This is a genomic window from Bacteroides sp. AM07-18 (assembly GCF_003602695.1).
Lineage (GTDB): Bacteria > Bacteroidota > Bacteroidia > Bacteroidales > Bacteroidaceae > Bacteroides > Bacteroides uniformis.
Window position 1 is genome coordinate 547,120 of sequence record NZ_QTLM01000001.1, and the last position, 22,495, is coordinate 569,614.

The following is a 22,495-nucleotide window of genomic DNA, read 5'->3' on the forward strand; positions in this document are numbered from 1 at the left end:
ACCTAAAGATTATGACCATACTTACAATCCTAAAAATAATTACCCGCAGTTGGTGGAGAAACAAAGTTTTCTTCTTCATTTCTATAGTCAGTCTGGCTATAGGGCTAGCATGTACAAACTTGCTGTTCACCTATTATGTACATGATTACAATATAGAGAGTGGCAATCGGGACAAGAACCGTATTTTCTGTCTGCGTCAGGATAATCCGATGCAGGACGGAAGCAAGGTGGCCTATGCTGATGCCAATATTCCCCCTATGCTGAAAGAAAAATATGCAGAAGTGGAAGACTACCTGCGTATCAATTCTCTGGTTCCACAATATTGTAAATATGGAGGGGAGATTTACCACGATATAACCTTTATATCTGCCGATACTACTTTGCAACATTTCTTCCACTATCATCCCATTGCCGGTAGTTTAAAGCAAGTATTGGAACAACCGGGCAAAGTAGCACTCAGTGAAGCTTTTGCACATAAACTGTTTGGAGATAAAAATCCATTAGGAGAATTGCTGGAAATAAAAACCATGACTGATACCCAAAGTTATGAAGTGGCAGCCATATTAAAGTCACGGTCACAATCATTGCTCCAATTCGACATGATTACCGGGAATAACAAAGACTTTTGGGGTGGAATGACGTTTCTGAAACTAATTCCAAATACCGATGCCCAACAGTTTACCGAAAAAATCAACCACGACAAAATTCCCACTTTGATTCCGGAAAAGACACAATATTACGTCGACCCTCTGTCCGACATCTACTTTACTACACCGGACTACGATACACAACAACCTCTGCCGTATATCAATCAAAGTAATGTGCAATTATTGTATATCAGCCTTGCTGCCGCCTTGTTGGTACTTATCATAGCCTGCTGCAACTATACCAACATGAGCCTGAGCCGTGTATTGCAACAGCTCAAAATGATACATGTGGAGAAACTGATGGGAAGCAGCTTGAAGGATATCCGCATCCAACTGTTTGGTGATGCATTCCTCACTGTGCTGCTGGCATTCGGATTATCTTTACTCATCATCAACGACTGTCTGTCTTTTTTCAATGGATTATTTGCATCCCATTTAAACGTACATTTCTTTTTCAGCCTACAGATGCTACCCTTGTTAGTGCTCTTTGTACTAGTTATGTCCATTGTCCCTGCCTGGTATATCAGCCATAGACTTTCACAACTCTCATTCAGCGAATACAAGACACTTTACGGAGGTAAAAAGAAACAACGTTTCATAGCTTTGCTGGTCATTTTTCAGTTTTCCATTTCTATAGGGCTGATATTCGCTACTCTCGTTGCCAATGAACAAATCAATCTCATCAAGGAACGGGCCTACTGTTACGAAAATCGGATTGAAATAGGAGATTTCAATGCCGCACCGGCTACAATACTTAAAGAAGAGCTGGAGAAACATGTACAAGGAATAGAGTCCATCGCCCTGTCACAAGGCTCCATATTGAATTCATGGATACGTGAGCTATCCATCAAACAAGCCGACGGTACGGAAAAAAGTTCCTACCTATTAATGCTGTATAGTGATGCCAATCTGGTAAAAACGATGGGGTTCAAGCTCTTGTCCGGCAACGCTCCCGAACAACTGCAAAAACAATATGCCTATCCTGCACTGGTCAACGAAAGCTATGTCAGAATGCTGATTCCAGCAGGAATAAATGCCATTGGAAAACCTTTGAAAGAATTTGACCAGTCTGCCGATTCTTTATACATCATCGGCGGTGTATTAGAGGACTTCCCGTTCAGTTCATTGGAAAATGAAATTACCCCGGTCATACTTTACCTTCCACCTACAGAGAGAATGTCGGGTGCCAACTATCTGCAGATTAAGCTGATTGAAAGCAATAAACAAGAAACACTACATCAAATAGCCCAAATATGGGAAAAGATGAATGAAGGGGAGATATTTCAATACACAGACATGCACCAAGACTTTATGAAACGCAATGGTAAAGTCTTGTCTCTCTCCAAACTCCTTATCGCCTATTCTCTGATTGGCTTGATATTGACCTGCTTCGGCTTATTCGGCATTTCATGGTATGCCACTCGCCAGCGTATCCGCGAAATCAGCATTCGCAAGATTCATGGAGCAACATCCCGACAAATCGTGCTGTTGCTGAATAAACCATTCTGCCTGCAAATTCTGCTTGCATATATTCTAGCTGTCCCCATTGTCTATTGGCTCATGCACCATTGGCATGAACAGTTTGCCTATAAAGCCCCCTTCACCGTTATGGACTTTCTATTGCCACTATGTATTGTCTGGATAATATCTGCCGTCACAGTGTGTCTGCAAAGTTATTTGCTGAACAAAACAAATCCGATTAACTGCATCAAATCCGAGTAAGAAATGATATATTTATAACCCATAAAAACAAAGCATTATGATTAAGACAGTAAACTTACAGAAGATTTTCAAGACCGAGGAAGTACAGACTCTGGCTTTGAACGACGTAAACATTGAAGTGAAAGAAGGGGAGTTTGTTGCTATCATGGGACCTTCAGGCTGCGGAAAATCCACTTTACTGAATATCCTCGGTCTGTTGGACAATCCTACATCCGGAGAATATTACTTGAATGGGACGGAAGTATCCAAATATACAGAAGCCCAACGTACCAACTTGCGTAAAGGAGTCATCGGCTTTGTATTCCAAAGTTTCAACCTGATTGATGAGCTGAATGTATACGAGAACATCGAACTGCCGCTACTCTACATGGGCATTCCTGCCACCGAACGCAAGCGCCGGGTGGAAACCGCTATGGAGCGTATGGCAATCATGCACCGCAGCAAGCACTTCCCGCAACAATTGTCCGGCGGACAACAGCAACGCGTGGCAATCGCCCGTGCAGTCGTATCAAACCCTAAACTGATACTTGCCGATGAGCCTACCGGTAACCTCGATTCAAAGAACGGAAAAGAGGTAATGGAACTACTGAATGAACTGAATAAGGAAGGCACTACGATTGTCATGGTGACACACTCACAACATGATGCCGGATTTGCCGGACGTATCATCAATCTGTTTGACGGGCAGGTAGTGACGGAAGCTAACTTATAATTCACGCTTCTCCCGATTTATATGCAGGTTGCAATGTTTTTTCCATTGTAATCTGCATGTTTTTTTGGAAATAGCTTTCCTTTTTTTTGTTTCTGTCGTCCGAAATGCCTAATATTGCTACCAATAAACTTTTTACTTCCACATTTTAAATAACAGAAAATGAAAACATACACACCGTCCCCTTTGAACGCAGAAAATATCACTTTACCGGATAATTTGACGGAACTCACAGAAGCCATGGCACGCAATGTGCATGAAGTATGGGCTTTGGGAAGAGTGAAAGAAGGATGGAAATACGGAGAGACACGCAATGATGAATTAAAGACACATCCCGGACTTGTACCATACGAAGAGTTACCGGACTCAGAACGAGAATACGACCGGCAAACAGCCATACAGACACTGAAACTGATTATGAAACTGGGATTCGACATACAGAAGAAATAATAATCCAATATCTATTATAGTACTATGAGGACGAGTGAGAACAAGTATTATCCTATCCGGCACTGGTGGAAATTCGTGATTCCTGCCTTTATCATTCTCTTTCTGGTTGCAGCATTGATTGTGACATGCACTACATTCCAAAACCTTATTCAATTCTTTCCATCGCGTGGAATGACCTACCTGATGACACTCCATGCCATCATTTCCCTTAGCGTATGCATCTGTTTTTTTCTATGTATCAAGAGATTAATAGATGTATTCTCATTGAATCTGGAACAAGAAAGAAACATTCTTGCATCCTTGTATCAGGAAAAAGAAAAACGGGAGATTATCAATAACGATGAGAAAGAAATCAATAAACTGAAAGAGAATATCAGAAAAGAATTGAAACAAGAAACTGAAAAAAAGGAAACTGCCTAATGACAAAACAAATATGAATCTGCTAACAAGACTTTTTGCCCTTCATTTTGACCGCTCTTTTTCCGGAAAAGGATGGAGGCAGCTTGCTTGGCTTTTCGGAGTCATAGTAACTGTTTTCTTATTGATATATCTGGTAAGTTTTGCATTTATCTTTCCTGAGCCGTCTCTTGAAGAATGGACCGGTATTGATAAAGACGTACCTATGGGGCGTTTGCTTCAGTTGATTTGTCTGTTCATCGATCCGGGGAATATTGTGGAAGTACCACCTTATCTGCGTTGGTTCTCTCTATTGGTCGTAGTGCTGGGATTAATTTTGTTCTGCGGATTATTGATATCCGTAATCTCCAATATGCTGGAACGCAGAGTTGAGCGATATCGTGAAGGCGATATCGTTTACCCTTTGCAAAACCACATCGTCATTATCGGTTTTGACAACATGGTCCCCACTCTTATCCAGCAAATTTGCGATGACACACATTATGGGAATTGCCATATTCTGATTCAGAGTACCCAACCGGCACAAGAAATCCGTAGCAAAATCCATACGGAACTGGATGCCAAAAACGAAAAAAGAATTGTGGTGCTGCGTGCCCGGCGCGACTCTATCGAGGAGTTGGAAAAACTCTATACTACCAAAGCGCGCGAAGTATTCCTTATCGGAGAGAGAGACGAACATGACCATGACTCACTGAACATAGACTGCCTGAAAAAGATAGTTGACATTCATAAACGATGCAATAAATGTTCCCTCATACCATTCACCGTCCTTTTCGAATATCAGACTACTTTTGCCGCTTTCCAACTGACCGATTTGTCTGCCGAATGGAGAAAATATATAGAATTCCATCCCTTTAACTTCTACGAGGGCTGGGCCCAAAAGATATTGGTAAGCCGGCGATATGGAAAAGGGGAGAACTGTATTGAATATCCTCCTCTCGACCGTGAGGCAATAACCTACGAAAGCGAAAAACATGTTCATCTTGTTATCATCGGTATGAGCCGTATGGGAGTGGCAATAGGAGTGGAAGCTGCCCATCTGTTGCATTTTCCAAACTTCTGCCGGGACAAGAACATAAAAAGTGTCATTACCTTCATTGATGAAAATGCCGACCGGGAAATGAATTTCTTTTGTGGACGATACCGCCATTATTTCGAGATATCGTCTACCCATTATTACGACATGAGCAAGGACGAAAGGCACGAGAGATTTGTCCTTCCCACCCGTTTTAAAGGAAAAGATGCAGACTTTCTGGATGTGGAATTCGAATTTATCAAAGGCCGTGCGGAAACTCCTGCCATCCAGAATCTGATTAAAGAATGGGTACATGACTCAGGCCAGGTATTGACGATTGCCGTCTGCCTCAATTATCCTCCTCAAAGCATGGCAATGGGATTATATCTGCCGGACGATGTATATGATGAAAATATCCCAGTTTTTGTCCGTCAGGAAACCTCCAGTGCACTGCTCAATATGCTTAACAGTAGAAAGAAAGATGAAGCGATTCATAAATATTCCCATGTTTTTCCTTTTGGAATGCTGGACAACTGTTACGACCTGGACAAAAAAAGCCGGAGGGAGGGACAAATCATCAATTATATATACGATTTCAAGAATAAATATGGAAATGTGCCTCAATCATGCCCACCTGACAATGAGCTGAAAGACTCATGGAACAAACTGTCCGTATCCCTTCAGTGGTCCAACTTGTACAGTGCATATTCCATTGGTCCCAAGCTACGCTCCATAGGCATTACGGATGGTTACGTGAAACTGGACAACGACCAGATAACATTGCTTGCCGAAGTCGAACATAACCGTTGGAACATGGAGAAGCTGCTGCTTGGCTTCCGTAAACCCACCGCCGAAGAAGAAGAGTTAATCTATGGCAGCAAGGAAATGGGAGACATCTTCAAAAAGAAACGCTTTGTGCATCCCGATATACGTCCGTATGATGAATTGAAGGAAAGCTCAAAAGCGTATGACAGATGTATCACAGCCGGCATTCCGCTAGTCGTAAACAACAACACATAGAAAGTAACCAACACTATATTATGAAAACATACCATGTATTTATAGCCTCTTCGCTGAGTTTTCAGAAAGAAAGGGATTTAATGGAAAAAGTCCTGACGGAAAGAAACAACAGCGAACTCAATATTGTAGTGCACCGGCACGAAAAAAATGGAGACAACGATTTAGCTAAAGGCGATACGCAGGAAATCATAAATTCAGAGATAAGGCAATGTGACGTCATCATCTTCTTCGCCGGAAACTGGATACGCTCCAAGACCATCGGAGAGTTTAATGTTGCCATCGAAAATGCATCCAACAAACATATCTATTTCTATCAGAATCCGACATTGGAATACACCCAGGAAGACTGGACAAACACTACTTTATGGAAAGACTTCTATGCGGAATACATGCAAAAGCACCTGGACGACGATACCGTTATCGAGCGGTATGAGAAGCAGTGCAATACGCTGGAGCAGCTAAGGGACGCGTTGGTCAAGGATCGTGAAAGTTTTCTCAATAATCCCTTTTGCGCAATCTCTTGCCATAAGATGGAGTATGATAAAATTATTCCCAACAGCCAAGCCAACCGTCGCAGAGGCAACCTGGACTACTATTTTATCCGTCCGGAAGTAGACAACAAACTTAAAGAGGAGTTTGACAGCACAAACAAGACAATCATCGTCACCGGTCAATCCACTTCGGGAAAGACTATTGCCGTTTGCCGAATGCTGAAAAAGCTCCCTCAGGAATATTATGTGGTCATTTTGAATGCCGATACGACCAAAGAACAGTTAGAACGGCTTTCTGTATCCCAATTCCAGCATGGCAAAAAGATTCTTCTACTGGACGATTTGCAGCTGTTGTTTTGGAAAGAAGAGAATGAAAAGCCGATACCCATTGACAGAGAATTACTTCGCAAGTTATCGGAAATCCTTCACATCGGCAATCCGGACTTCAAGGTTATTGCCACTACAAGCTATAGCTTCAAGGAAGTGAAATCCATGCTTACTTTCAATGAAATGGTTCCTCCGGCCATAGTCGAAGTGGGCATCAAACCTTTATCCTTCAAAAAAATAAATGAATATGCCCGCGAGCTCAGGACATACGGCTATCTTAAACTCCGACCCGAAGCCGGCATGACTATCGGTTCCTTGTTTTTCGACATAGACAGAATCAAGACCAGATATAACAACCAGTTCCAGAACAGCAATTTAAGCAACCTGCAGAAATCCATGCTTCGACAACTCTGCCACGCCATAAAATGTTTGTGGATGTGGAAAAAGAGAAGCCGCAATAAAATAGACCTATTGCTCGATTTCCTCAAATTCACCTATGAGAACAGTTACGAAAAGGCCGACAGAAGCACCATCTGTGAATTGGCAGGCAAAGTAGATGATTTGATTTATTATCAGGACATTGAAAAGGACACATTTGAAGTTGAAGACATCATAGTAACCCAGGTTTTCCAGTACTATAGCAGTGAACCGTCCGATGACCTACTGGCAACTGAAAAGAAAGCCATAAAGGGCATATTCCGCTATATCTACTACAAAGACAGACCGAACTTTTTCAAAAATACAACCAAGATCCTGCATCGGGTGAAAAACTGTTCGGTAAATGCCCCCGAACTCCAACAGTATATCATCAATGATGTTGTAAGCCGCATTTATAAAAACGAACAAACGCTATATACAAGTAAGGAACTGGGAACAAACCCGGAAGGCGTTTCCATTGATTGGGTGGACGCCTATATTGGCAATATAGCCAATTTTGCTCCTACCAATGCAGAGGCCATCCATATTTGGAAATTAACAAAAAAATATAATAGGAGAGAGCTGAATGTGCTGCGGTGGCTTTTGCCCAGACTGCAGACACAACAAGATAAGGACATTGTACACAAGGATTTGCTCAATGAACAAGGGCAAATGCAAGACAAGTATATAGAAAACTCGTATATTGAATTTCAGACAGAATTGGTACGGTTCCTCGACATGGACGAAGCCAAAGAAATATACCTCAACGCTTCCTTTATATACGAAGCTTCCCCAAGTGCCGATGATGGCGACATAGATGATTTCTTCTCCGATTCTGCAGAGAGCGCCCATGGGCAGGAAAGCAACAATGAGACTTATCTGACAGAACTGAAAGAGAAAAGAATACGTAATTTCGCCAGGCAGCTTATGCATAAAGCACAGACTCTGGCTGACATACACGACATCAAGAACTTCTTGCAGAAGAATGATAAAGGGGTAGTTCCCCACGACGATGCAGTCTTTTTCTTCAACTTTATTGCTCCCTACACCTGGCTGGAAGTTTTCAAAAGATTCAGCCAGCCGGAAAAGCTGGTTGCATTCTTCAACGAACTGACAGAACTGTCTGTCGACAAAAAAGAGGATACCAGTATGTTCCTGAACAAGACCGAAGTGTTGAATGGAGCACTCGAAAACATACCGTCCTCTTATGCCTATGATTTATGGAACCGTATGGGGAATAACTGTGATGGCTACTCATTGAACTTTATGCTCCAAAAGGCTAAAAATTTTGAGCAAGCCAAAGGAATCTTCAACACTTTTATGGAAAGGTTGGAGCAGCAAGAAGAAGAAAACAAGACCAAACTGAAAGTGGGTGAAATCTACCTGAACGACTTATTGGATACGACCTCCACTTATAGCGGGATTAAGGAATGCGAGGAACTGTTCCATAAATACCATTTACTGGAAGCAGACCAGTCTTTACTGGATTACCCGAGCCAGCACACACAAGGTATCCTATACCAACGCATGACCCTAAAGGAAATCAAGGCACATATGAAGAGACATCGTCCCCAAAACGGCGATGAATCTCGAAATATAAGAACAATCGTACAATTCATTCTGAAAATATCAAATTATGAAGAGGCGTATCAGGCACTGTTCGGAGAAACTCCCGATTGTATTACTCCGGAAGAACAACAGATTTTGAATCATTCGCCCTACGTTGTCTCCGAAATGTTCAATAAGGTAAAGACTCCGGAAGAAGGAGGAGTCGCAAGGGATTTCTTCGAGAACCGGCTGGACAAGTCACTGCTCAATCATCCTGATGCCAATATCTTGAATATCATTATCAATAACCGGTTCATATATCCCTATTATGAACAAAAAGTGGACATGATAAAGCGGATGTCCGAAAAATACACCGTACAACAGAACAGTTATACACATAAACATTTACTCTATCACCTGACCAACCACACCCAAGGTTCACTTCCTCCGGAAGAAATACAACTGATTATAAATGAGGAAATAATGAAAAGCCTGGATGCGCCAAAGGATATATTGAAGCAAATGCTTATCCAGCGATACTATGCCGGAAGAGCACAAGACAACGTTCCGCAGCCTTTTCCCATTTATACATCGGAAGGGTGGAAAATTAAAGAAAGCACTATTCTGGAATATGTGTATTGTCTGCTGGACGTGGGCGTATATGATGGAGGAATTATCTTCTGTTGCATGAAGGCATTGCTCCGTCAGAATGATAAGGAAAACGCCCAACGGCTGCAAGAGCAAGCAATCAGTAAAAAGGTTTTTATCAATTACGATTCATATTGTATGTTGAAAAAGGTAGGAGCCGTCATTCCCAACCCCTACCTATTTGTCGAACATTATCCAATTATGAAGGACATATGCTATCAAATGCGGGAACGCGGCATGACCTTCGAAGAAGCCGAAAGCCGTATAAAAGAGATGGAAGATGATTTACATATTTCCATTGCACGCACACAAATCTACTGGAACAATGTCATCAGCCGCATGGCCAACAACAGAACAAACAAAAAACTGGTGCTTCAGAATACTCTGAAATTCATCGATGAACACCATGTGCCGATGAGTCCGGAAATATATTACTCCCTTTTACACACAATCACTTCCATTGAAGACTATACAAAAGTCAAAGGTTTATATAAAGGCGAATTGAATATAGGACATATCTTCGTACTTCTAAAGAAGATTCCAGAATTTGCCAAATATAGAATTGCCGAATGGGCATTTGTCGCCTGCTTGCGTCAGGAGTTTGATGAATGGTATGACATTCTATGTTCCATCAGTGAGAAAGAACAGGAGAAAAGAATTAAAATCATGTTACAGTCCGAGCGCTACAAGCAACTGCAAGTCATCACCCCCAAAGGGTATCTTAACCAGACTTTCTTGTTCTGGTGGACTATCCGCTACGCCGTCTCAGAGACTGAAGAGCAACGGAAGGCAGAATTGGATACCCTTGTCACAATGATACCCAAACCCTTTGTACCTCAGTATCCGAAAATGATAGAGAAGTTCTTTATACCTTATCCGCAAGACTTGCTTGAAATCATTCGAGAATATATAGGCCGGATTATTTCATCCGAGCCGCAATAGCCAGCAATACCCCGAGCACCACACCCAATATCGCTGCAAACAGCACCCGCATTTCTCCCGGCAGGAGGAATGTGATGGTGTGTGCCGGATACCAGAAGAAAGGAATTGTTTTCTTGAAGACAAAATTCCATTGTGCATCCCAATTCAGATGCGTAATGATGCGGGTCATCGGGATAGGAGTGAGGAGGCTGCGAGGCAAACCGCCACAATCCAGGATATGCGTATCCGTAATCTTATGGAATGTCATGAATACCGGAGCGAAAATGGTATTCATAGCAACTGAAATGGCGAGGGCTATCCATAATTTGTCCAGGCAGAATTCTCCGTTTATAATGGCGGCGGCATTTGCCATTCCCATATATTCCATGAATTGCGGTACACCCTTCGAGAAGATTATCATGGCCGCATTGATACCCATTCCCAGCAGTCCCCACACTACGGCACGCGGCAGTACGCCAAATCCTTTTCGATTATAGACTCCGGCACTGATACGAAGTCCCAGCATCTCACCCAGTGTAGCAAGAATTCCAAATTTAATGAAACTCATTACCATTCCATGTGTAGCGTTGAAAGACTTATACCAATCGTAGATGGATTCACTCACAAAGAATGGCAGGAATATTATCACCAGAACAAAAATAAAGAGGAAGTCTTGTTTTTTCATACAAAAGTCATGTTTTTCATAAATAATGTGGCAAACATACTAAAATTATTCTAATTTAAAAGCAAATAAGTAAATAAAAGAAGTTTTACCAAACAGAACAAAGTGTTTCCCTTAACCGAACAGTGTGTTTCATTAAAGAGAACACTTCGTTTCCCTTAAAAGAACAGTTTGTTTCAAATAGAAAAACACTTTGTTTTCTATAGCTAAAACAAAGTGTTCAGCACTGTGAACTAACGAACTATCCCATTAGCTCCCTCAGAAGCCCATATCATAGTCTCGGCACAAAAAAAGTGGGATTCAGAGAAACCTCTAATCCCACTTCATCATAGTAAGCAACGGATAGTTATTTCTTATCCTTCATATATTCATCCGCTTTCTCCTTGGCACGTGCTACGCGCTTGGCTGTATCCGGATGAGAAGAGAACATCTTCTGGAACTTGGATTCCTTCGGTGCTTCCGCTGAAAGTTCAAGCAATTTGTTCAAAGCATTGTACATGGCATACGGATCGAGATTATTCTTGATGCAGAATTCAAAGCCGTAATCATCCGCTTCCGTCTCCTGCTTCTGGGAGTATTGAGCACCTGCCAATGCCTCGGCCATGGCACCCAGTTCAGAATCACTCAATTTGGATACCGTAGAACTTGCCGCACCGGCAGCATTCTTCACAGCCGAACGAAGGTAAGCATTCTTCATCGCATCTTTGGAATCCGTATGGATGACGTGACCTATCTCGTGGCCGACAACTGCCATCACTTCATCATCCGTCATGATGTCCATCAGTCCGGCACAGATGCGTACACTACCATCACCGCACGCAAAGGCATTCACATCTATTACTTCATAAACACCGAAGTTCACCTTCAAGCCGTCCACTTCCTTGATATTTCCGGTCAGCTTCTCCAGACGCTTGCCGTAATCCGTATCGGGCTTTGTCAGCGGATTGTGCGTATCCATCCATTCCATATATTCCTTGCTCATCGCTGCAATGTCAGCATCGGACAATGAAATGGCCTTGACGGCATCTGTACCGGCTTGGACAACTTTGTTCACATTGATTTTCTTTCCACCGATTTTGAACTGCGCATAGGCAGTGGTGGTACAACTCATTCCACATACTACAGCAGTAATGATGAAGAAGTTCTTTTTCATGTACTTTACGATTTAATTTTAATCCTACTTCGCTTTGTCTATAAAAAAAACCGCCTAATCATTATTAAACGGTTTTCCGAATATCTGTTTAAATCAAGTTTACTTGATGATACCCAATTCCTTGAAACATTTAGTCAATTTTTCTACAGCATAATCCACTTGTTCGACCGTATGGGTAGCCATCAACGCTACACGCACCAGTGTATCTTGTGGAGCACATGCAGGTGGAATAACGGGGTTGATGAAGATACCTTCGTCAAAAGCCAGCTTCGTTACTATAAATGTCTTCTCTGTATCACGCACATAGAGAGGAATGATAGGAGATTCTGTCTCACCGATTTCGAAGCCTGCATCGCGGAACTTCTTCAAGGCATAGTTAGTGATGTCCCACAGACGTTGGATGCGTTCAGGTTCGGACTTGATGATGTGAAGCGCCTCGCGGGCTGCAGCCGTAGCAGCAGGTGTGCTACTTGCCTGGAATATATAGGAACGGGCATTGTGGCGCAGCCAATTGATTACCGCCTTGTCTCCAGCAACAAAACCACCGATGGAAGCCAATGACTTGCTGAATGTACCCATAATCAGGTCTACATCTTCGGTAACACCGAAATGGTCGCACACACCACGGCCTTGTTTTCCGAATACACCCAAGCCGTGAGCTTCGTCCACGTAAATGCTGGCATTGTATTTCTTCTTCAGGCGGACAATTTCGGGCAGATTGGCCAAGTCACCTTCCATGGAAAATACTCCATCCACAACAATCAGCTTTACAGCATCCGGTTCGCATTTCTGGAGTTCTTTTTCCAAAGCCTCCATATCGTTATGCTTGTACTTCAACTGAGTGGCAAATGCAAGACGGCGGCCATCTACAATGGAAGCGTGGTCACGGTCATCACAAATAATATAATCCCCACGGCCTACAACGGCAGGAATAATACCTTCGTTTACAGTAAATCCGGTAGAAAAACAGAGTGCTTCATCTTTTCCTACGAATTCAGCCAATTCCTTCTCCAGTTCAACATGTATATCGAGTGTTCCGTTCAGAAAGCGGGAACCTGCACAACCGGTGCCATATTTTTCTGTGGCAGCTATCGAGGCATCAATGATACGCTTGTCATATGTCAGTCCCATATATGCATTAGAGCCGAACATCAGAACCTTTTTACCATCCATCATTACCTCTGTATCCTGATGGCTGTTAATTGTGCGGAAATAAGGATATACGCCTTTCGCCATAAACTGCTGCGGCAGGTCGTATTTCGCAAATTTGTCTTGTAGTAAACCCATGAAATATCTTTTATATAATGAATATTTAATTCTATTAAATACAAGTCTTAAAAAACAGGGGGCAAAGATAGCAAAATATGTCGGTATATGTTCTATTTACATTAAAAAAACTACTTATACTTATTTTAAAAAGAATTATGTGGTTAATTTTTCAGATATTTATATTACTTTTGCCAGTTGGAAAACCTGCATAGCAACAACCCTTGCATGAACGAAAACAAGAAGAAAATAGCATTCATCATAAACCCCATATCCGGCACTCAGAGTAAGGAGCAGATACTGAAGTGGCTCGATGAAAAACTGGATAAGGAAAGGTATGCACAAGAAGTGATTTATACCGAACGGGCAGGCCATGCCGTAGAGATAGCGGCACAGAAGGCACAAGAAGATGCACATGCCGTCATCGCCATAGGAGGAGACGGCACCATCAATGAGATAGCCCGCTCACTGGTACATACAAAAACCGCTTTGGGCATCATTCCCTGCGGTTCCGGCAACGGACTTGCCCGCCATCTGCAGATTCCGATGGAGCCGAAAAAGGCCATCGACATCATCAATGACGGACTGATAGACATCATTGACTACGGAAAAATCAACGATGTGCCTTTCTTCTGCACCTGCGGCGTGGGATTCGACGCATTTGTAAGCCTGCAATTCTCCAAGGCGGGAAGGAGAGGACCACTCACTTATCTGGAAAAGACTCTGCTCGAAAGCCTGAAGTACCGTCCGGAAACCTATGAACTGGAAATGGACGGCAGCACCCTGCGATACAAGGCGTTCCTGATAGCCTGCGGAAACGCATCGCAATATGGAAACAATGCGTATATTGCCCCACAAGCCACCTTGAACGACGGACTGCTGGACGTCACCATACTCGAGCCGTTCACTGTGCTCGATGTACCGTCGCTCTCTTTCCAGCTCTTCAACAAGACCATTGACCAGAACAGCCGGATTAAGACGTTCCGTTGCCAGACACTCCGTATTCACCGTTCTAAACCGGGGGTAGTCCACTTTGACGGCGACCCGATGATGATGGGAGAGAATGTAGATGTAAAGATTATGAAGAAAGGACTGCAGGTCATTGTCCCCCGGGATGCGGAAAAAGACACTTCGAATGTCTTGCAGCGGGCACAAGACTATATCAACGGACTGAAACAAATTAATGATGCTTTTGTGGAGGACATCGCCCATAAAAACAAGATGATACTGGATAAAGGCAAAAGGCAATTCAAGAAACTGACAAAAATGTAATGTTGTAAAAAAGGTACTAAAGGAGTTTCTGAAAATAACTTTCCCCTTTTGATGCGCCATATAATATGTTTTATGTATTTTTGCATGTTCAAAATAGTAAATAAGTAAATCGTCAAACAGTAAATAAAAAGATGTATAGATCACACACCTGCGGAGAACTCCGTATCTCCGATGTTAACAAGCAAGTGACGCTGGCAGGTTGGGTACAGCGCAGCCGTAAGATGGGAGGCATGACTTTCATTGACCTCCGCGACCGTTACGGAATTACCCAATTAGTGTTCAACGAAGAGGTGAATGCCGAACTTTGCGAGCGTGCCAACCGCTTGGGCCGTGAATTCGTAATCCAGGTTAAGGGTACCGTCAACGAACGTTTCAGCAAAAACCAGCATATCCCGACGGGAGACATTGAAATCATCGTATCGGAACTGGATGTTCTGAACTCATCGCTGACCCCTCCCTTCACCATCGAGGAAAATACGGACGGTGGCGACGATATCCGCATGAAGTACCGTTATCTAGACCTGCGCCGTGCCAATGTACGCAGCAATCTGGAGCTTCGCCATAAAATGACAATTGAAGTACGCAAATACCTGGACAGCCAGGGATTCATCGAAGTGGAAACTCCGATTCTGGTAGGCTCCACACCCGAAGGTGCACGCGATTTCGTCGTTCCTTCACGCATGAACCCGGGACAATTCTATGCCTTGCCTCAAAGCCCGCAGACTCTGAAACAGTTGTTGATGGTTTCCGGTTTCGACCGTTACTTCCAGATAGCCAAATGCTTCCGTGACGAAGACCTGCGTGCTGACCGCCAGCCGGAATTCACACAGATTGACTGCGAAATGTCTTTTGTGGAGCAGGATGACGTCATCAACCTCTTCGAAGGCATGGCCAAATATCTGTTCAAGGAAATCCGTGGCGTAGAGATGAACGAGCCGTTCATGCGCATGCCATGGGCAGACGCCATGAAATATTACGGCAGCGACAAGCCCGACCTCCGTTTCGGCATGAAGTTCGTGGAACTGATGGACATCATGAAGGGACACGGATTCCCGGTATTCGACAATGCCGCCTACATCGGCGGTATCTGCGCAGAAGGCGCCGCACACTATACACGCAAACAGCTGGATGCACTGACCGAATTCGTGAAAAGACCGCAAATCGGTGCCAAAGGTATGGTATACGCGCGCGTAGAGGCAGACGGCAACGTAAAATCAAGTGTCGACAAGTTCTATGCGCAGGAAGTATTGCAGGAAATGAAGGCTGCTTTCAACGCCAAGCCGGGTGACCTGATTCTGATTCTGAGCGGTGACGACGCCATGAAGACCCGCAAGCAACTGAACGAGTTGCGCCTTGAAATGGGTAACCAACTGGGATTGCGCGACAAGAACAAGTTCGTCTGCCTTTGGGTGGTTGACTTCCCGATGTTTGAGTGGAGCGATGAAGAAGGCCGCCTGATGGCTATGCACCACCCGTTCACCCATCCGAAAGACGAAGATATTCCTTTGCTGGATACAGACCCGGCAGCTGTCCGTGCAGATGCATACGACATGGTGTGCAACGGTATTGAAGTGGGTGGAGGTTCCATCCGTATCCACGATGCACAGTTGCAGGCAAAAATGTTCGAGATTCTCGGATTCACTCCGGAGAAGGCTCAGGAGCAGTTCGGCTTCCTGATGAATGCCTTCAAATACGGTGCACCTCCTCACGGTGGTCTGGCATACGGTCTGGACCGTTGGGTCAGCATCTTCGCAGGTCTCGACAGTATCCGCGACTGCATTGCATTCCCCAAGAACAACAGTGGACGCGATGTAATGCTGGATGCACCTTCGGCTATTGACCAGAAGCAGCTGGATGAACTGAATCTGATTGTTGAAGTGAAAGAGTAAAAGCAGGTACGGAGTAGGAGAGTGAAAGAGTCTGCACGCATTTTTCGTTTTGCGGTAATCGGCACGCTGAATGCCTTGATTATGGCTGTTACCGTTTGGGTAATGATGGACGAACTGGACATCAACTATATGCTCTCCAATGTAACCGCATATATACTTGCACAGATACACAACTTCATCTGGTGCAAGTACTGGATATTCCCTACAGAAAAAAAGAGCAACACTTGGCGACAAGTGCTGCTCTTTTCTATAGCTTTCGGAATGGCTTACGGAGCGCAATTCCTTTTCCTCATAGGGCTGGTGGAGGGACTGGACTGCAACGAATACCTTGCCCAGTTCCTGGGATTATTCATCTACGGAAGTGTCAATTTCCTAATGAACAAACGGGTGACATTCCGTTAGTTCTCCCCCAGAGATCCCCGTCGTTATCAGTCAAGAAATCGTTTTGTCAATCCGGCATAGGCATCAATTCTGCGGTCGCGCAGGAAAGGCCACCAACGGCGTACATTTTCCGAACGTTCCAAGTCCACCTCTACAACGATATTTTCCGGCCGTTCGTTTCCTGCTTGGGCCAGGAACTCGCCTTGCGGTCCGGCCACAAAACTATTTCCCCAAAACAAGATACCATTGGTCTGCATGGAAGGATCCGGCTCATGTCCCACGCGATTCACTGAAACCACCGGCAAGCCGTTGGCCACAGCATGTCCACGCTGGGAGATAATCCAAGCATTGAGCTGACGCGCCTTTTCATCATCCGTATCACTGCTTTCCCAACCGATAGCCGTAGGATATATCAGTATTTCAGCTCCCTTCAGCGCCATCAGACGTGCTGCTTCCGGATACCATTGGTCCCAGCACACCAAAACTCCCAATTTGCCCAAAGATGTCTGAATAGGTTCGAAGCCTATATCACCGGGAGTAAAATAGAATTTCTCATAATAGGCGGGGTCATCAGGAATATGCATCTTCCGGTATTTCCCGGCAATGCTGCCGTCACGTTCAAAAACAACCGCTGTGTTATGATACAATCCGGGAGCGCGTTTCTCGAACAGAGAAGTGACCAGCACAATATCGTTGGCAGCAGCCAACTCTGAATAGAATCCCGTAGAAGGACCGGGAATCGGTTCTGCCAATTCGAACAACTGCGTGTTTTCCGTCTGACAGAAATACAGAGAGTTATGCAGCTCCTGCAAAACAACCAATTGAGCCCCATGCGCCGCACATGCCTCTATACTTTTGGCCAAATTCATTAAATTAGTCCTGAGGTCCTTGGTATTGGCCTGCTGGATAATACCTACTTTTATTTTTCTTGTCATCTTATTCTATGGTTTATTGTTTTACTATGTATAATCGACATTACTTCAACACCCCTACAGGATATTGCATGGTAACACAATGCAAAGAGCCGTGTTGCTTAATCAAAGCACGGCAATCTATCCCGATAATTTCATAACCGGGAAAAGCCTCCCGCAACACTTCCCCCGCGCGGGCATCATTCTCCGGCTGGCGATAGGTGGGGTAAAGCACTGCATCATTCAGAATCAAGAAATTAGCGTAAGTGGCAGGAAGCCGTTCCCCTTCCTCTTCTATCTTATCGGCCATGGGCAAAGCCAGCAAACGGTAAGGTTCCCCCTTCAACGTACGGAAAGTCTTCAGTTGCTCCTCCATGCGATGCAGTTCTTCGTAATGCTCATCATCCGCATCCTTGCATTGTACATAGGCTATCGTGTCGGCAGGGCAGAAACGGGCCAGCGTGTCTATATGACTGTCCGTATCGTCACCTGCCAAATAACCGTGGTCCAGCCAAAGAACACGTTGCAGGTGAAAAACGGAACGAAGATATTCCTCAATTTCCACCCGGTTCATCTGTCCGTTCCGGTTAGGCGAAAGCAGGCATTCGGAGGTGGTGAGCAACGTACCCATGCCGTCACTTTCGATGGAACCGCCTTCAAGGACAAACCCCAAGCGATTTACATACTTTCCTTTCATCACTTCCGACTCCACCGCACGACGCGTAATCAAATTATCCTTATCGGATGCAAACTTCAATCCCCACCCGTTGAACTTAAAGTCGAGCAGAGATACACCGTCAGCATCCAGTAGGGTGATGGCTCCATGGTCGCGTGCCCAAGTATCATTCGTCTCACACTTCAGGAAACGGACATTTTCCATATTCACCCTGCCGAGAATCTGTTTCTTCACCTCATCCGGTTCTGGGGTTACAATCAGCAATGTCTCCCGGGCGGCTATTTCGTGGGCAATGGCTACAAAACATTCCTGCACTTCGTCCAACATATAGGTCCAGTCTGTACCCGCATGGGGCCATGTAAGCTGTATGCCGCTTTGCAAAGCCCATTCGGCAGGCAAGTGGGGAGCACGTGTCTCTACCTGAAAAGTCATATTCTTGCCAAAACGCACCTGACAGTCCTTCTCTGCGGCACCACCCAGCGGCAGTCCTACAAAATATCCCATATTATTTATCTTTTCTAATTCGTTACTTTTTAAGTTAGCAGAGAGAGGGAGAATAAACCTTAGGTTTAGAATTGCCAAACCTCTACTTCAGACTTCTAAACCTCTACTCTATGATTGTAAACCTCTACTCGTCAATTATCACTTATCTTCCTTCGGTTTCCGGTCGAAGAATGGATTCTTGGAGGATGCACTCACCGGAATGGCAAAGACAGTCTTGCATCCTTTCAGCCAATCCAAACGCTGAGCGGCAAGTCCGGCAGAAAACATGACACGGGTATCCACCCTCAAATCGGCAGCCATGGCACAAGCCGAACCTACAGCTATCCCTACATCCACCGTATTCAAAGCACAAGGTACTCCCTCCGGACGACCGGCACAAGTGGGAAAACCGCAGTGTCCGCAATTCAAACCTTGCGTCTGCTCGCGCGTACCTATTATAATTACACATTCAGCCTGCAAAATGTTGTCCGCATCACGGAGAAAGAACTTCATACCGTGCTCTTCAACCATAGCGACCATCTTTTCAGACAGCTTCTTAATGTCTTCACCCGTAACCAGCGCAGCTTCAATCACATCAATACCTTTTCCTTTCGGTGCCGTGCGCGCAGCAGTCAGCATTTGCCTTGCCACGTCAAGCACATGTTCGTGGCGGCAATCCCGTTCATTCTGTATCATAGTCTTTCTTTCCTGAATTAATTAGTGCGTCAAAGATAGCACAAATATTTTTTTGCACTATCTTTGCGATACAGAAAGATTAAAGGAACACCATGCTGCAAATAGAAAATGCCAGTATCGCCTACGGCAACGATATACTTTTCTCGGGTTTCAACCTGCAATTGGAAAGGGGAGAGATAGCCAGTATCTCCGGCCCTTCGGGATGCGGAAAGTCGTCACTGCTGAATGCCATACTTGGATTTACTCCGTTAAAAGAAGGACGCATCGTCTTGAACGGCATTCTGCTGGATAAAGGAAACGTCGACGTTGTCCGTAAGCAGACTGCATGGATTCCACAAGAACTGGCATTGCCGCTGGAATGGGTAAAGGACATGGTACAATTGCCCTTCGGTTTAAAGGCAAACCGGGGTACACCCTTTTCTGAAACCCGTTTATTTGCATGTTTCGAGGATTTGGGTCTGGAACAAGAGTTATATTACAAACGGGTGAACGAAATATCCGGAGGCCAACGCCAACGGATGATGATAGCCGTAGCCTCAATGATTGGCAAACCACTGACCATTGTCGATGAACCGACTTCCGCTCTCGACTCCGGTTCCGCGGAAAAAGTACTCTCTTTCTTCCGCAGGCAGACAGAAAATGGAAGTGCCATACTGACCGTATCCCATGACAAAAGATTCGCCAACGGATGTGACCGACATATAATCATGAAATAACATACACACTATTGGGAACCATAGATATATCATACCTCAGCCTGGGCATCGGATTATTGCTATTATTAATACCGCTGTTTTACATCTGGAAGTTCAAGACCGGACTGTTGCGCGCTACTGTGATAGGTACGGCACGCATGATTGTCCAGTTGTTCTTCATCGGCATATACTTGAACTACCTCTTTTTATGGGATAACCCGTGGATAAACTTTCTATGGGTAATTGTCATGATATTTGTAGCATCGCAGACGGCATTGGCACGAACACAATTGAAGAGGAAGATTCTGCTCCTGCCCATATCCGCAGGTTTCTTATGCAGTGTAGTATGTGTAGGCTTGTACTTTATCGGAATAGTACTGAGAGTAGAAAACGTATTCAGCGCCCGGTATTTCATCCCTATTTTCGGCATACTGATGGGCAACATGCTATCCAGTAACGTCATAGCCCTCAACACCTATTATAGTGGACTGAAACGGGAACAACAGCTTTACCGGTATCTTCTCGGCAATGGTGCTACAAAAGCGGAAGCACAGGCACCTTTCATCCGCCAAGCCATCATCAAATCCTTCAGTCCGCTGATTGCCAATATATCCGTGATGGGGCTGGTTGCTTTTCCGGGAACCATGATTGGCCAGATATTGGGTGGCAGCAGCCCGAATGTGGCCATCAAATATCAGATGATGATTATGGTCATCACCTTTACCGCCTCCATGCTGTCACTGATGATTACAATCTCTCTGGCTTCCCGCAAGTCGTTCGATGCCTACGGCAAGCTACTGCCGGTGATGGTAGAGAAGAAAGGAAAAAAGGAGCATAAATAACTTCAACGGCGGTGGGCATCCAGTTTTCCGGGGAGATAGCGTAGCTGCACATATTGTACGCCCGGTTTCACAAAGCCGCTGTCCAACATCACTTTCTTTACACGGAATACTTCAAGCCTATACTGCAGGTAACTTTTGATGCGTTGACTTTGCGGCTTGGTATATGCCAGCAGATTAACTTTTCCCAGCGAATCAATCTCTACCCTTGCCTTGACGGTGCGTAGAGAAAGAGGACCGTCTTTTTTCTTAGCCTGATAATCTTTATCCTTGTCTACCCAAAAGATAGCCGTAGCCTTGGGAGTAGTATCTACCGGCTCCTCCATATCCTCAGATACATCTTTACCGGAACGGTTCGTATCCTGACAAGACAATAACGATAAAAGGAAAAGAAACAAAACAAGTAATGTTTTCATAATAAAGGAGAATAATGTGTCCAACTAATCAAACGTACCCGATGAAGCATATATTATCGGATATATAAAATGTTCTTCACCTTCCGTTTGCGGTTGTTCAAACAATTGTTTGTAGATAGGTTCCGGCTCTGTTTCAGAGAAAAAATCTGCATCAGCAGGATAAATACCATAATACCACCAGGGAGTTCCTTCCATATTATAAGGCTCAATACCCTCGATTACAAACTTATATAATCCAACTGTATCACCATCTTTTATAATGCTTGTATAGGTTCCATAATTGGTCCCCATATTATATCTCAATCCTTTTAAAGGAGCATATTCTTCTTCAGTAAACTCGCCTGCTACATATTTTTTTCTTTTGCATGCAAAAGGAATCTCATATTTTCCTCCATCAGGAGAAAGAATAAAAGGATTGGGTCCATCAACCTCTATTGTATATTCATATGCTACTCTGACTTTTGATAACACCTCGACCAGTTCGTATGCAATATTACTGGCATCGGCGGGAGGGTTGAGCAAAGTTGTTTTTTTCACCAATAAGGTGTATTCATACCCCTTGCTATAATCAAACCCGGCAATTCCTAAAAAGTCCAACGCTTCATATTCATTTTTACCTTCCTCCTTTACCAACATACAATCAATGAAATGATCACTTCCCCAAGGCTGGTAAGTGCCAATCTCGGAAGAGACCTTCATTTTAATGTTTTCTACATTGTCTTGTGGAGTATCACTGTTACAAGAGGTCACACCAATTATAATCAAGAGCGATAAAATTCCGAATAGTTTTTTAGTTTTCATAGA

General features: G+C 44.2%; 19 protein-coding genes. 11 read left to right on the top strand and 8 right to left on the bottom strand.

What is annotated here, in order from left to right; genetic code table 11:
- Positions 1 to 11: 11 nt before the first annotated feature.
- From DW096_RS02545 to DW096_RS02570, 6 genes are all read left to right on the top strand, one after another.
- The gene (locus DW096_RS02545) at positions 12 to 2,369 is read left to right on the top strand and encodes an ABC transporter permease (RefSeq protein ID WP_118930748.1); all 2,358 of its coding nucleotides are present in this window, start codon (positions 12 to 14) and stop codon (positions 2,367 to 2,369) included.
- A 37-nt stretch (positions 2,370 to 2,406) separates the two neighbouring features.
- Positions 2,407 to 3,081: an ABC transporter ATP-binding protein gene (locus DW096_RS02550; RefSeq protein WP_005837161.1), complete on the top strand. Its 675-nt coding sequence runs from the start codon at positions 2,407 to 2,409 to the stop codon at positions 3,079 to 3,081.
- A gap of 159 nt (positions 3,082 to 3,240) precedes the next feature.
- Positions 3,241 to 3,528 (top strand): RyR domain-containing protein, encoded by a 288-nt coding sequence (locus DW096_RS02555; RefSeq protein WP_005837162.1) that lies wholly within the window; start codon positions 3,241 to 3,243, stop codon positions 3,526 to 3,528.
- A 24-nt stretch (positions 3,529 to 3,552) separates the two neighbouring features.
- Complete coding sequence (locus tag DW096_RS02560; protein WP_022402415.1) at positions 3,553 to 3,948, top strand: hypothetical protein; 396 nt, start codon at positions 3,553 to 3,555, stop codon at positions 3,946 to 3,948.
- Positions 3,949 to 3,961: 13 nt separating this feature from the next.
- Positions 3,962 to 5,980 (top strand): hypothetical protein, encoded by a 2,019-nt coding sequence (locus DW096_RS02565; RefSeq protein WP_057281056.1) that lies wholly within the window; start codon positions 3,962 to 3,964, stop codon positions 5,978 to 5,980.
- 20 nt (positions 5,981 to 6,000) lie between these two features.
- The gene (locus DW096_RS02570; RefSeq protein ID WP_057281055.1) at positions 6,001 to 10,353 is read left to right on the top strand and encodes a hypothetical protein; all 4,353 of its coding nucleotides are present in this window, start codon (positions 6,001 to 6,003) and stop codon (positions 10,351 to 10,353) included.
- On the opposite strand, the gene DW096_RS02575 is transcribed toward DW096_RS02570, so the two are convergent.
- From DW096_RS02575 to DW096_RS02585, 3 genes are all read right to left on the bottom strand, one after another.
- The gene (locus tag DW096_RS02575; RefSeq protein ID WP_120028664.1) at positions 10,331 to 11,017 is read right to left on the bottom strand and encodes a hypothetical protein; all 687 of its coding nucleotides are present in this window, start codon (positions 11,015 to 11,017) and stop codon (positions 10,331 to 10,333) included. The genes DW096_RS02570 and DW096_RS02575 overlap by 23 nt on opposite strands.
- A gap of 343 nt (positions 11,018 to 11,360) precedes the next feature.
- Complete coding sequence (locus tag DW096_RS02580) at positions 11,361 to 12,167, bottom strand: M48 family metallopeptidase (RefSeq protein ID WP_005827832.1); 807 nt, start codon at positions 12,165 to 12,167, stop codon at positions 11,361 to 11,363.
- A gap of 99 nt (positions 12,168 to 12,266) precedes the next feature.
- Positions 12,267 to 13,454, bottom strand: coding sequence for a pyridoxal phosphate-dependent aminotransferase family protein (locus DW096_RS02585; RefSeq protein WP_005837169.1), 1,188 nt, complete (start codon positions 13,452 to 13,454; stop codon positions 12,267 to 12,269).
- Between the two features lie 207 nt (positions 13,455 to 13,661).
- On the opposite strand from DW096_RS02585, the gene DW096_RS02595 reads away from it, so the two are divergent.
- The 3 genes from DW096_RS02595 to DW096_RS02605 all read left to right on the top strand — a co-directional run bounded on the left by DW096_RS02595 (position 13,662) and on the right by DW096_RS02605 (position 16,996).
- Positions 13,662 to 14,705: a diacylglycerol kinase family protein gene (locus tag DW096_RS02595; RefSeq protein WP_005827827.1), complete on the top strand. Its 1,044-nt coding sequence runs from the start codon at positions 13,662 to 13,664 to the stop codon at positions 14,703 to 14,705.
- Between the two features lie 131 nt (positions 14,706 to 14,836).
- Positions 14,837 to 16,594, top strand: a complete 1,758-nt coding sequence (gene aspS, locus DW096_RS02600; protein WP_005837170.1) for an aspartate--tRNA ligase — start codon at positions 14,837 to 14,839, stop codon at positions 16,592 to 16,594.
- A 21-nt stretch (positions 16,595 to 16,615) separates the two neighbouring features.
- Positions 16,616 to 16,996, top strand: coding sequence for a GtrA family protein (locus DW096_RS02605; protein WP_005827823.1), 381 nt, complete (start codon positions 16,616 to 16,618; stop codon positions 16,994 to 16,996).
- 26 nt (positions 16,997 to 17,022) lie between these two features.
- On the opposite strand, the gene DW096_RS02610 is transcribed toward DW096_RS02605, so the two are convergent.
- The 3 genes from DW096_RS02610 to DW096_RS02620 all read right to left on the bottom strand — a co-directional run bounded on the left by DW096_RS02610 (position 17,023) and on the right by DW096_RS02620 (position 19,741).
- Positions 17,023 to 17,910: a carbon-nitrogen hydrolase gene (locus DW096_RS02610; protein WP_057281053.1), complete on the bottom strand. Its 888-nt coding sequence runs from the start codon at positions 17,908 to 17,910 to the stop codon at positions 17,023 to 17,025.
- Between the two features lie 40 nt (positions 17,911 to 17,950).
- Positions 17,951 to 19,066, bottom strand: coding sequence for an agmatine deiminase family protein (locus DW096_RS02615; RefSeq protein WP_005837171.1), 1,116 nt, complete (start codon positions 19,064 to 19,066; stop codon positions 17,951 to 17,953).
- Positions 19,067 to 19,204: 138 nt separating this feature from the next.
- Positions 19,205 to 19,741 carry a ferredoxin domain-containing protein gene (locus tag DW096_RS02620; protein WP_005827817.1) on the bottom strand — a complete coding sequence of 179 codons (537 nt, stop codon included), beginning with the start codon at positions 19,739 to 19,741 and terminating at the stop codon, positions 19,205 to 19,207.
- Positions 19,742 to 19,833: 92 nt separating this feature from the next.
- On the opposite strand from DW096_RS02620, the gene DW096_RS02625 reads away from it, so the two are divergent.
- Together DW096_RS02625 and DW096_RS02630 are read left to right on the top strand one after the other, a co-directional pair.
- The gene (locus DW096_RS02625; RefSeq protein WP_005827815.1) at positions 19,834 to 20,457 is read left to right on the top strand and encodes an ATP-binding cassette domain-containing protein; all 624 of its coding nucleotides are present in this window, start codon (positions 19,834 to 19,836) and stop codon (positions 20,455 to 20,457) included.
- A gap of 11 nt (positions 20,458 to 20,468) precedes the next feature.
- Positions 20,469 to 21,278 (top strand): ABC transporter permease, encoded by an 810-nt coding sequence (locus tag DW096_RS02630; RefSeq protein ID WP_005827813.1) that lies wholly within the window; start codon positions 20,469 to 20,471, stop codon positions 21,276 to 21,278.
- A 2-nt stretch (positions 21,279 to 21,280) separates the two neighbouring features.
- On the opposite strand, the gene DW096_RS02635 is transcribed toward DW096_RS02630, so the two are convergent.
- Both DW096_RS02635 and DW096_RS02640 read right to left on the bottom strand, forming a co-directional pair.
- Entirely contained in the window at positions 21,281 to 21,691 is a 411-nt protein-coding gene (locus DW096_RS02635) for a DUF4891 domain-containing protein (protein ID WP_025836045.1), read from the bottom strand.
- Positions 21,692 to 21,715: 24 nt separating this feature from the next.
- A complete protein-coding gene (locus tag DW096_RS02640) occupies positions 21,716 to 22,492 on the bottom strand; it encodes a DUF4377 domain-containing protein (RefSeq protein ID WP_057281052.1) in 777 nt (258 codons plus the stop codon).
- Positions 22,493 to 22,495 lie beyond the last annotated feature (3 nt).

What these genes read in the sequence shown, in the direction of transcription:
- DW096_RS02545 (WP_118930748.1), top strand. Translation starts at nt 12, where the DNA reads ATGACCATACTTACAATCCTAAAAATAATTACCCGCAGTTGGTGGAGA.
- DW096_RS02550 (WP_005837161.1), top strand. Translation starts at nt 2,407, where the DNA reads ATGATTAAGACAGTAAACTTACAGAAGATTTTCAAGACCGAGGAAGTA.
- DW096_RS02555 (WP_005837162.1), top strand. Translation starts at nt 3,241, where the DNA reads ATGAAAACATACACACCGTCCCCTTTGAACGCAGAAAATATCACTTTA.
- DW096_RS02560 (WP_022402415.1), top strand. Translation starts at nt 3,553, where the DNA reads ATGAGGACGAGTGAGAACAAGTATTATCCTATCCGGCACTGGTGGAAA.
- DW096_RS02565 (WP_057281056.1), top strand. Translation starts at nt 3,962, where the DNA reads ATGAATCTGCTAACAAGACTTTTTGCCCTTCATTTTGACCGCTCTTTT.
- DW096_RS02570 (WP_057281055.1), top strand. Translation starts at nt 6,001, where the DNA reads ATGAAAACATACCATGTATTTATAGCCTCTTCGCTGAGTTTTCAGAAA.
- DW096_RS02575 (WP_120028664.1), bottom strand. Translation starts at nt 11,017, where the DNA reads ATGAAAAAACAAGACTTCCTCTTTATTTTTGTTCTGGTGATAATATTC.
- DW096_RS02580 (WP_005827832.1), bottom strand. Translation starts at nt 12,167, where the DNA reads ATGAAAAAGAACTTCTTCATCATTACTGCTGTAGTATGTGGAATGAGT.
- DW096_RS02585 (WP_005837169.1), bottom strand. Translation starts at nt 13,454, where the DNA reads ATGGGTTTACTACAAGACAAATTTGCGAAATACGACCTGCCGCAGCAG.
- DW096_RS02595 (WP_005827827.1), top strand. Translation starts at nt 13,662, where the DNA reads ATGAACGAAAACAAGAAGAAAATAGCATTCATCATAAACCCCATATCC.
- aspS (WP_005837170.1), top strand. Translation starts at nt 14,837, where the DNA reads ATGTATAGATCACACACCTGCGGAGAACTCCGTATCTCCGATGTTAAC.
- DW096_RS02610 (WP_057281053.1), bottom strand. Translation starts at nt 17,910, where the DNA reads ATGACAAGAAAAATAAAAGTAGGTATTATCCAGCAGGCCAATACCAAG.
- DW096_RS02615 (WP_005837171.1), bottom strand. Translation starts at nt 19,066, where the DNA reads ATGGGATATTTTGTAGGACTGCCGCTGGGTGGTGCCGCAGAGAAGGAC.
- DW096_RS02620 (WP_005827817.1), bottom strand. Translation starts at nt 19,741, where the DNA reads ATGATACAGAATGAACGGGATTGCCGCCACGAACATGTGCTTGACGTG.
- DW096_RS02625 (WP_005827815.1), top strand. Translation starts at nt 19,834, where the DNA reads ATGCTGCAAATAGAAAATGCCAGTATCGCCTACGGCAACGATATACTT.
- DW096_RS02635 (WP_025836045.1), bottom strand. Translation starts at nt 21,691, where the DNA reads ATGAAAACATTACTTGTTTTGTTTCTTTTCCTTTTATCGTTATTGTCT.
- DW096_RS02640 (WP_057281052.1), bottom strand. Translation starts at nt 22,492, where the DNA reads ATGAAAACTAAAAAACTATTCGGAATTTTATCGCTCTTGATTATAATT.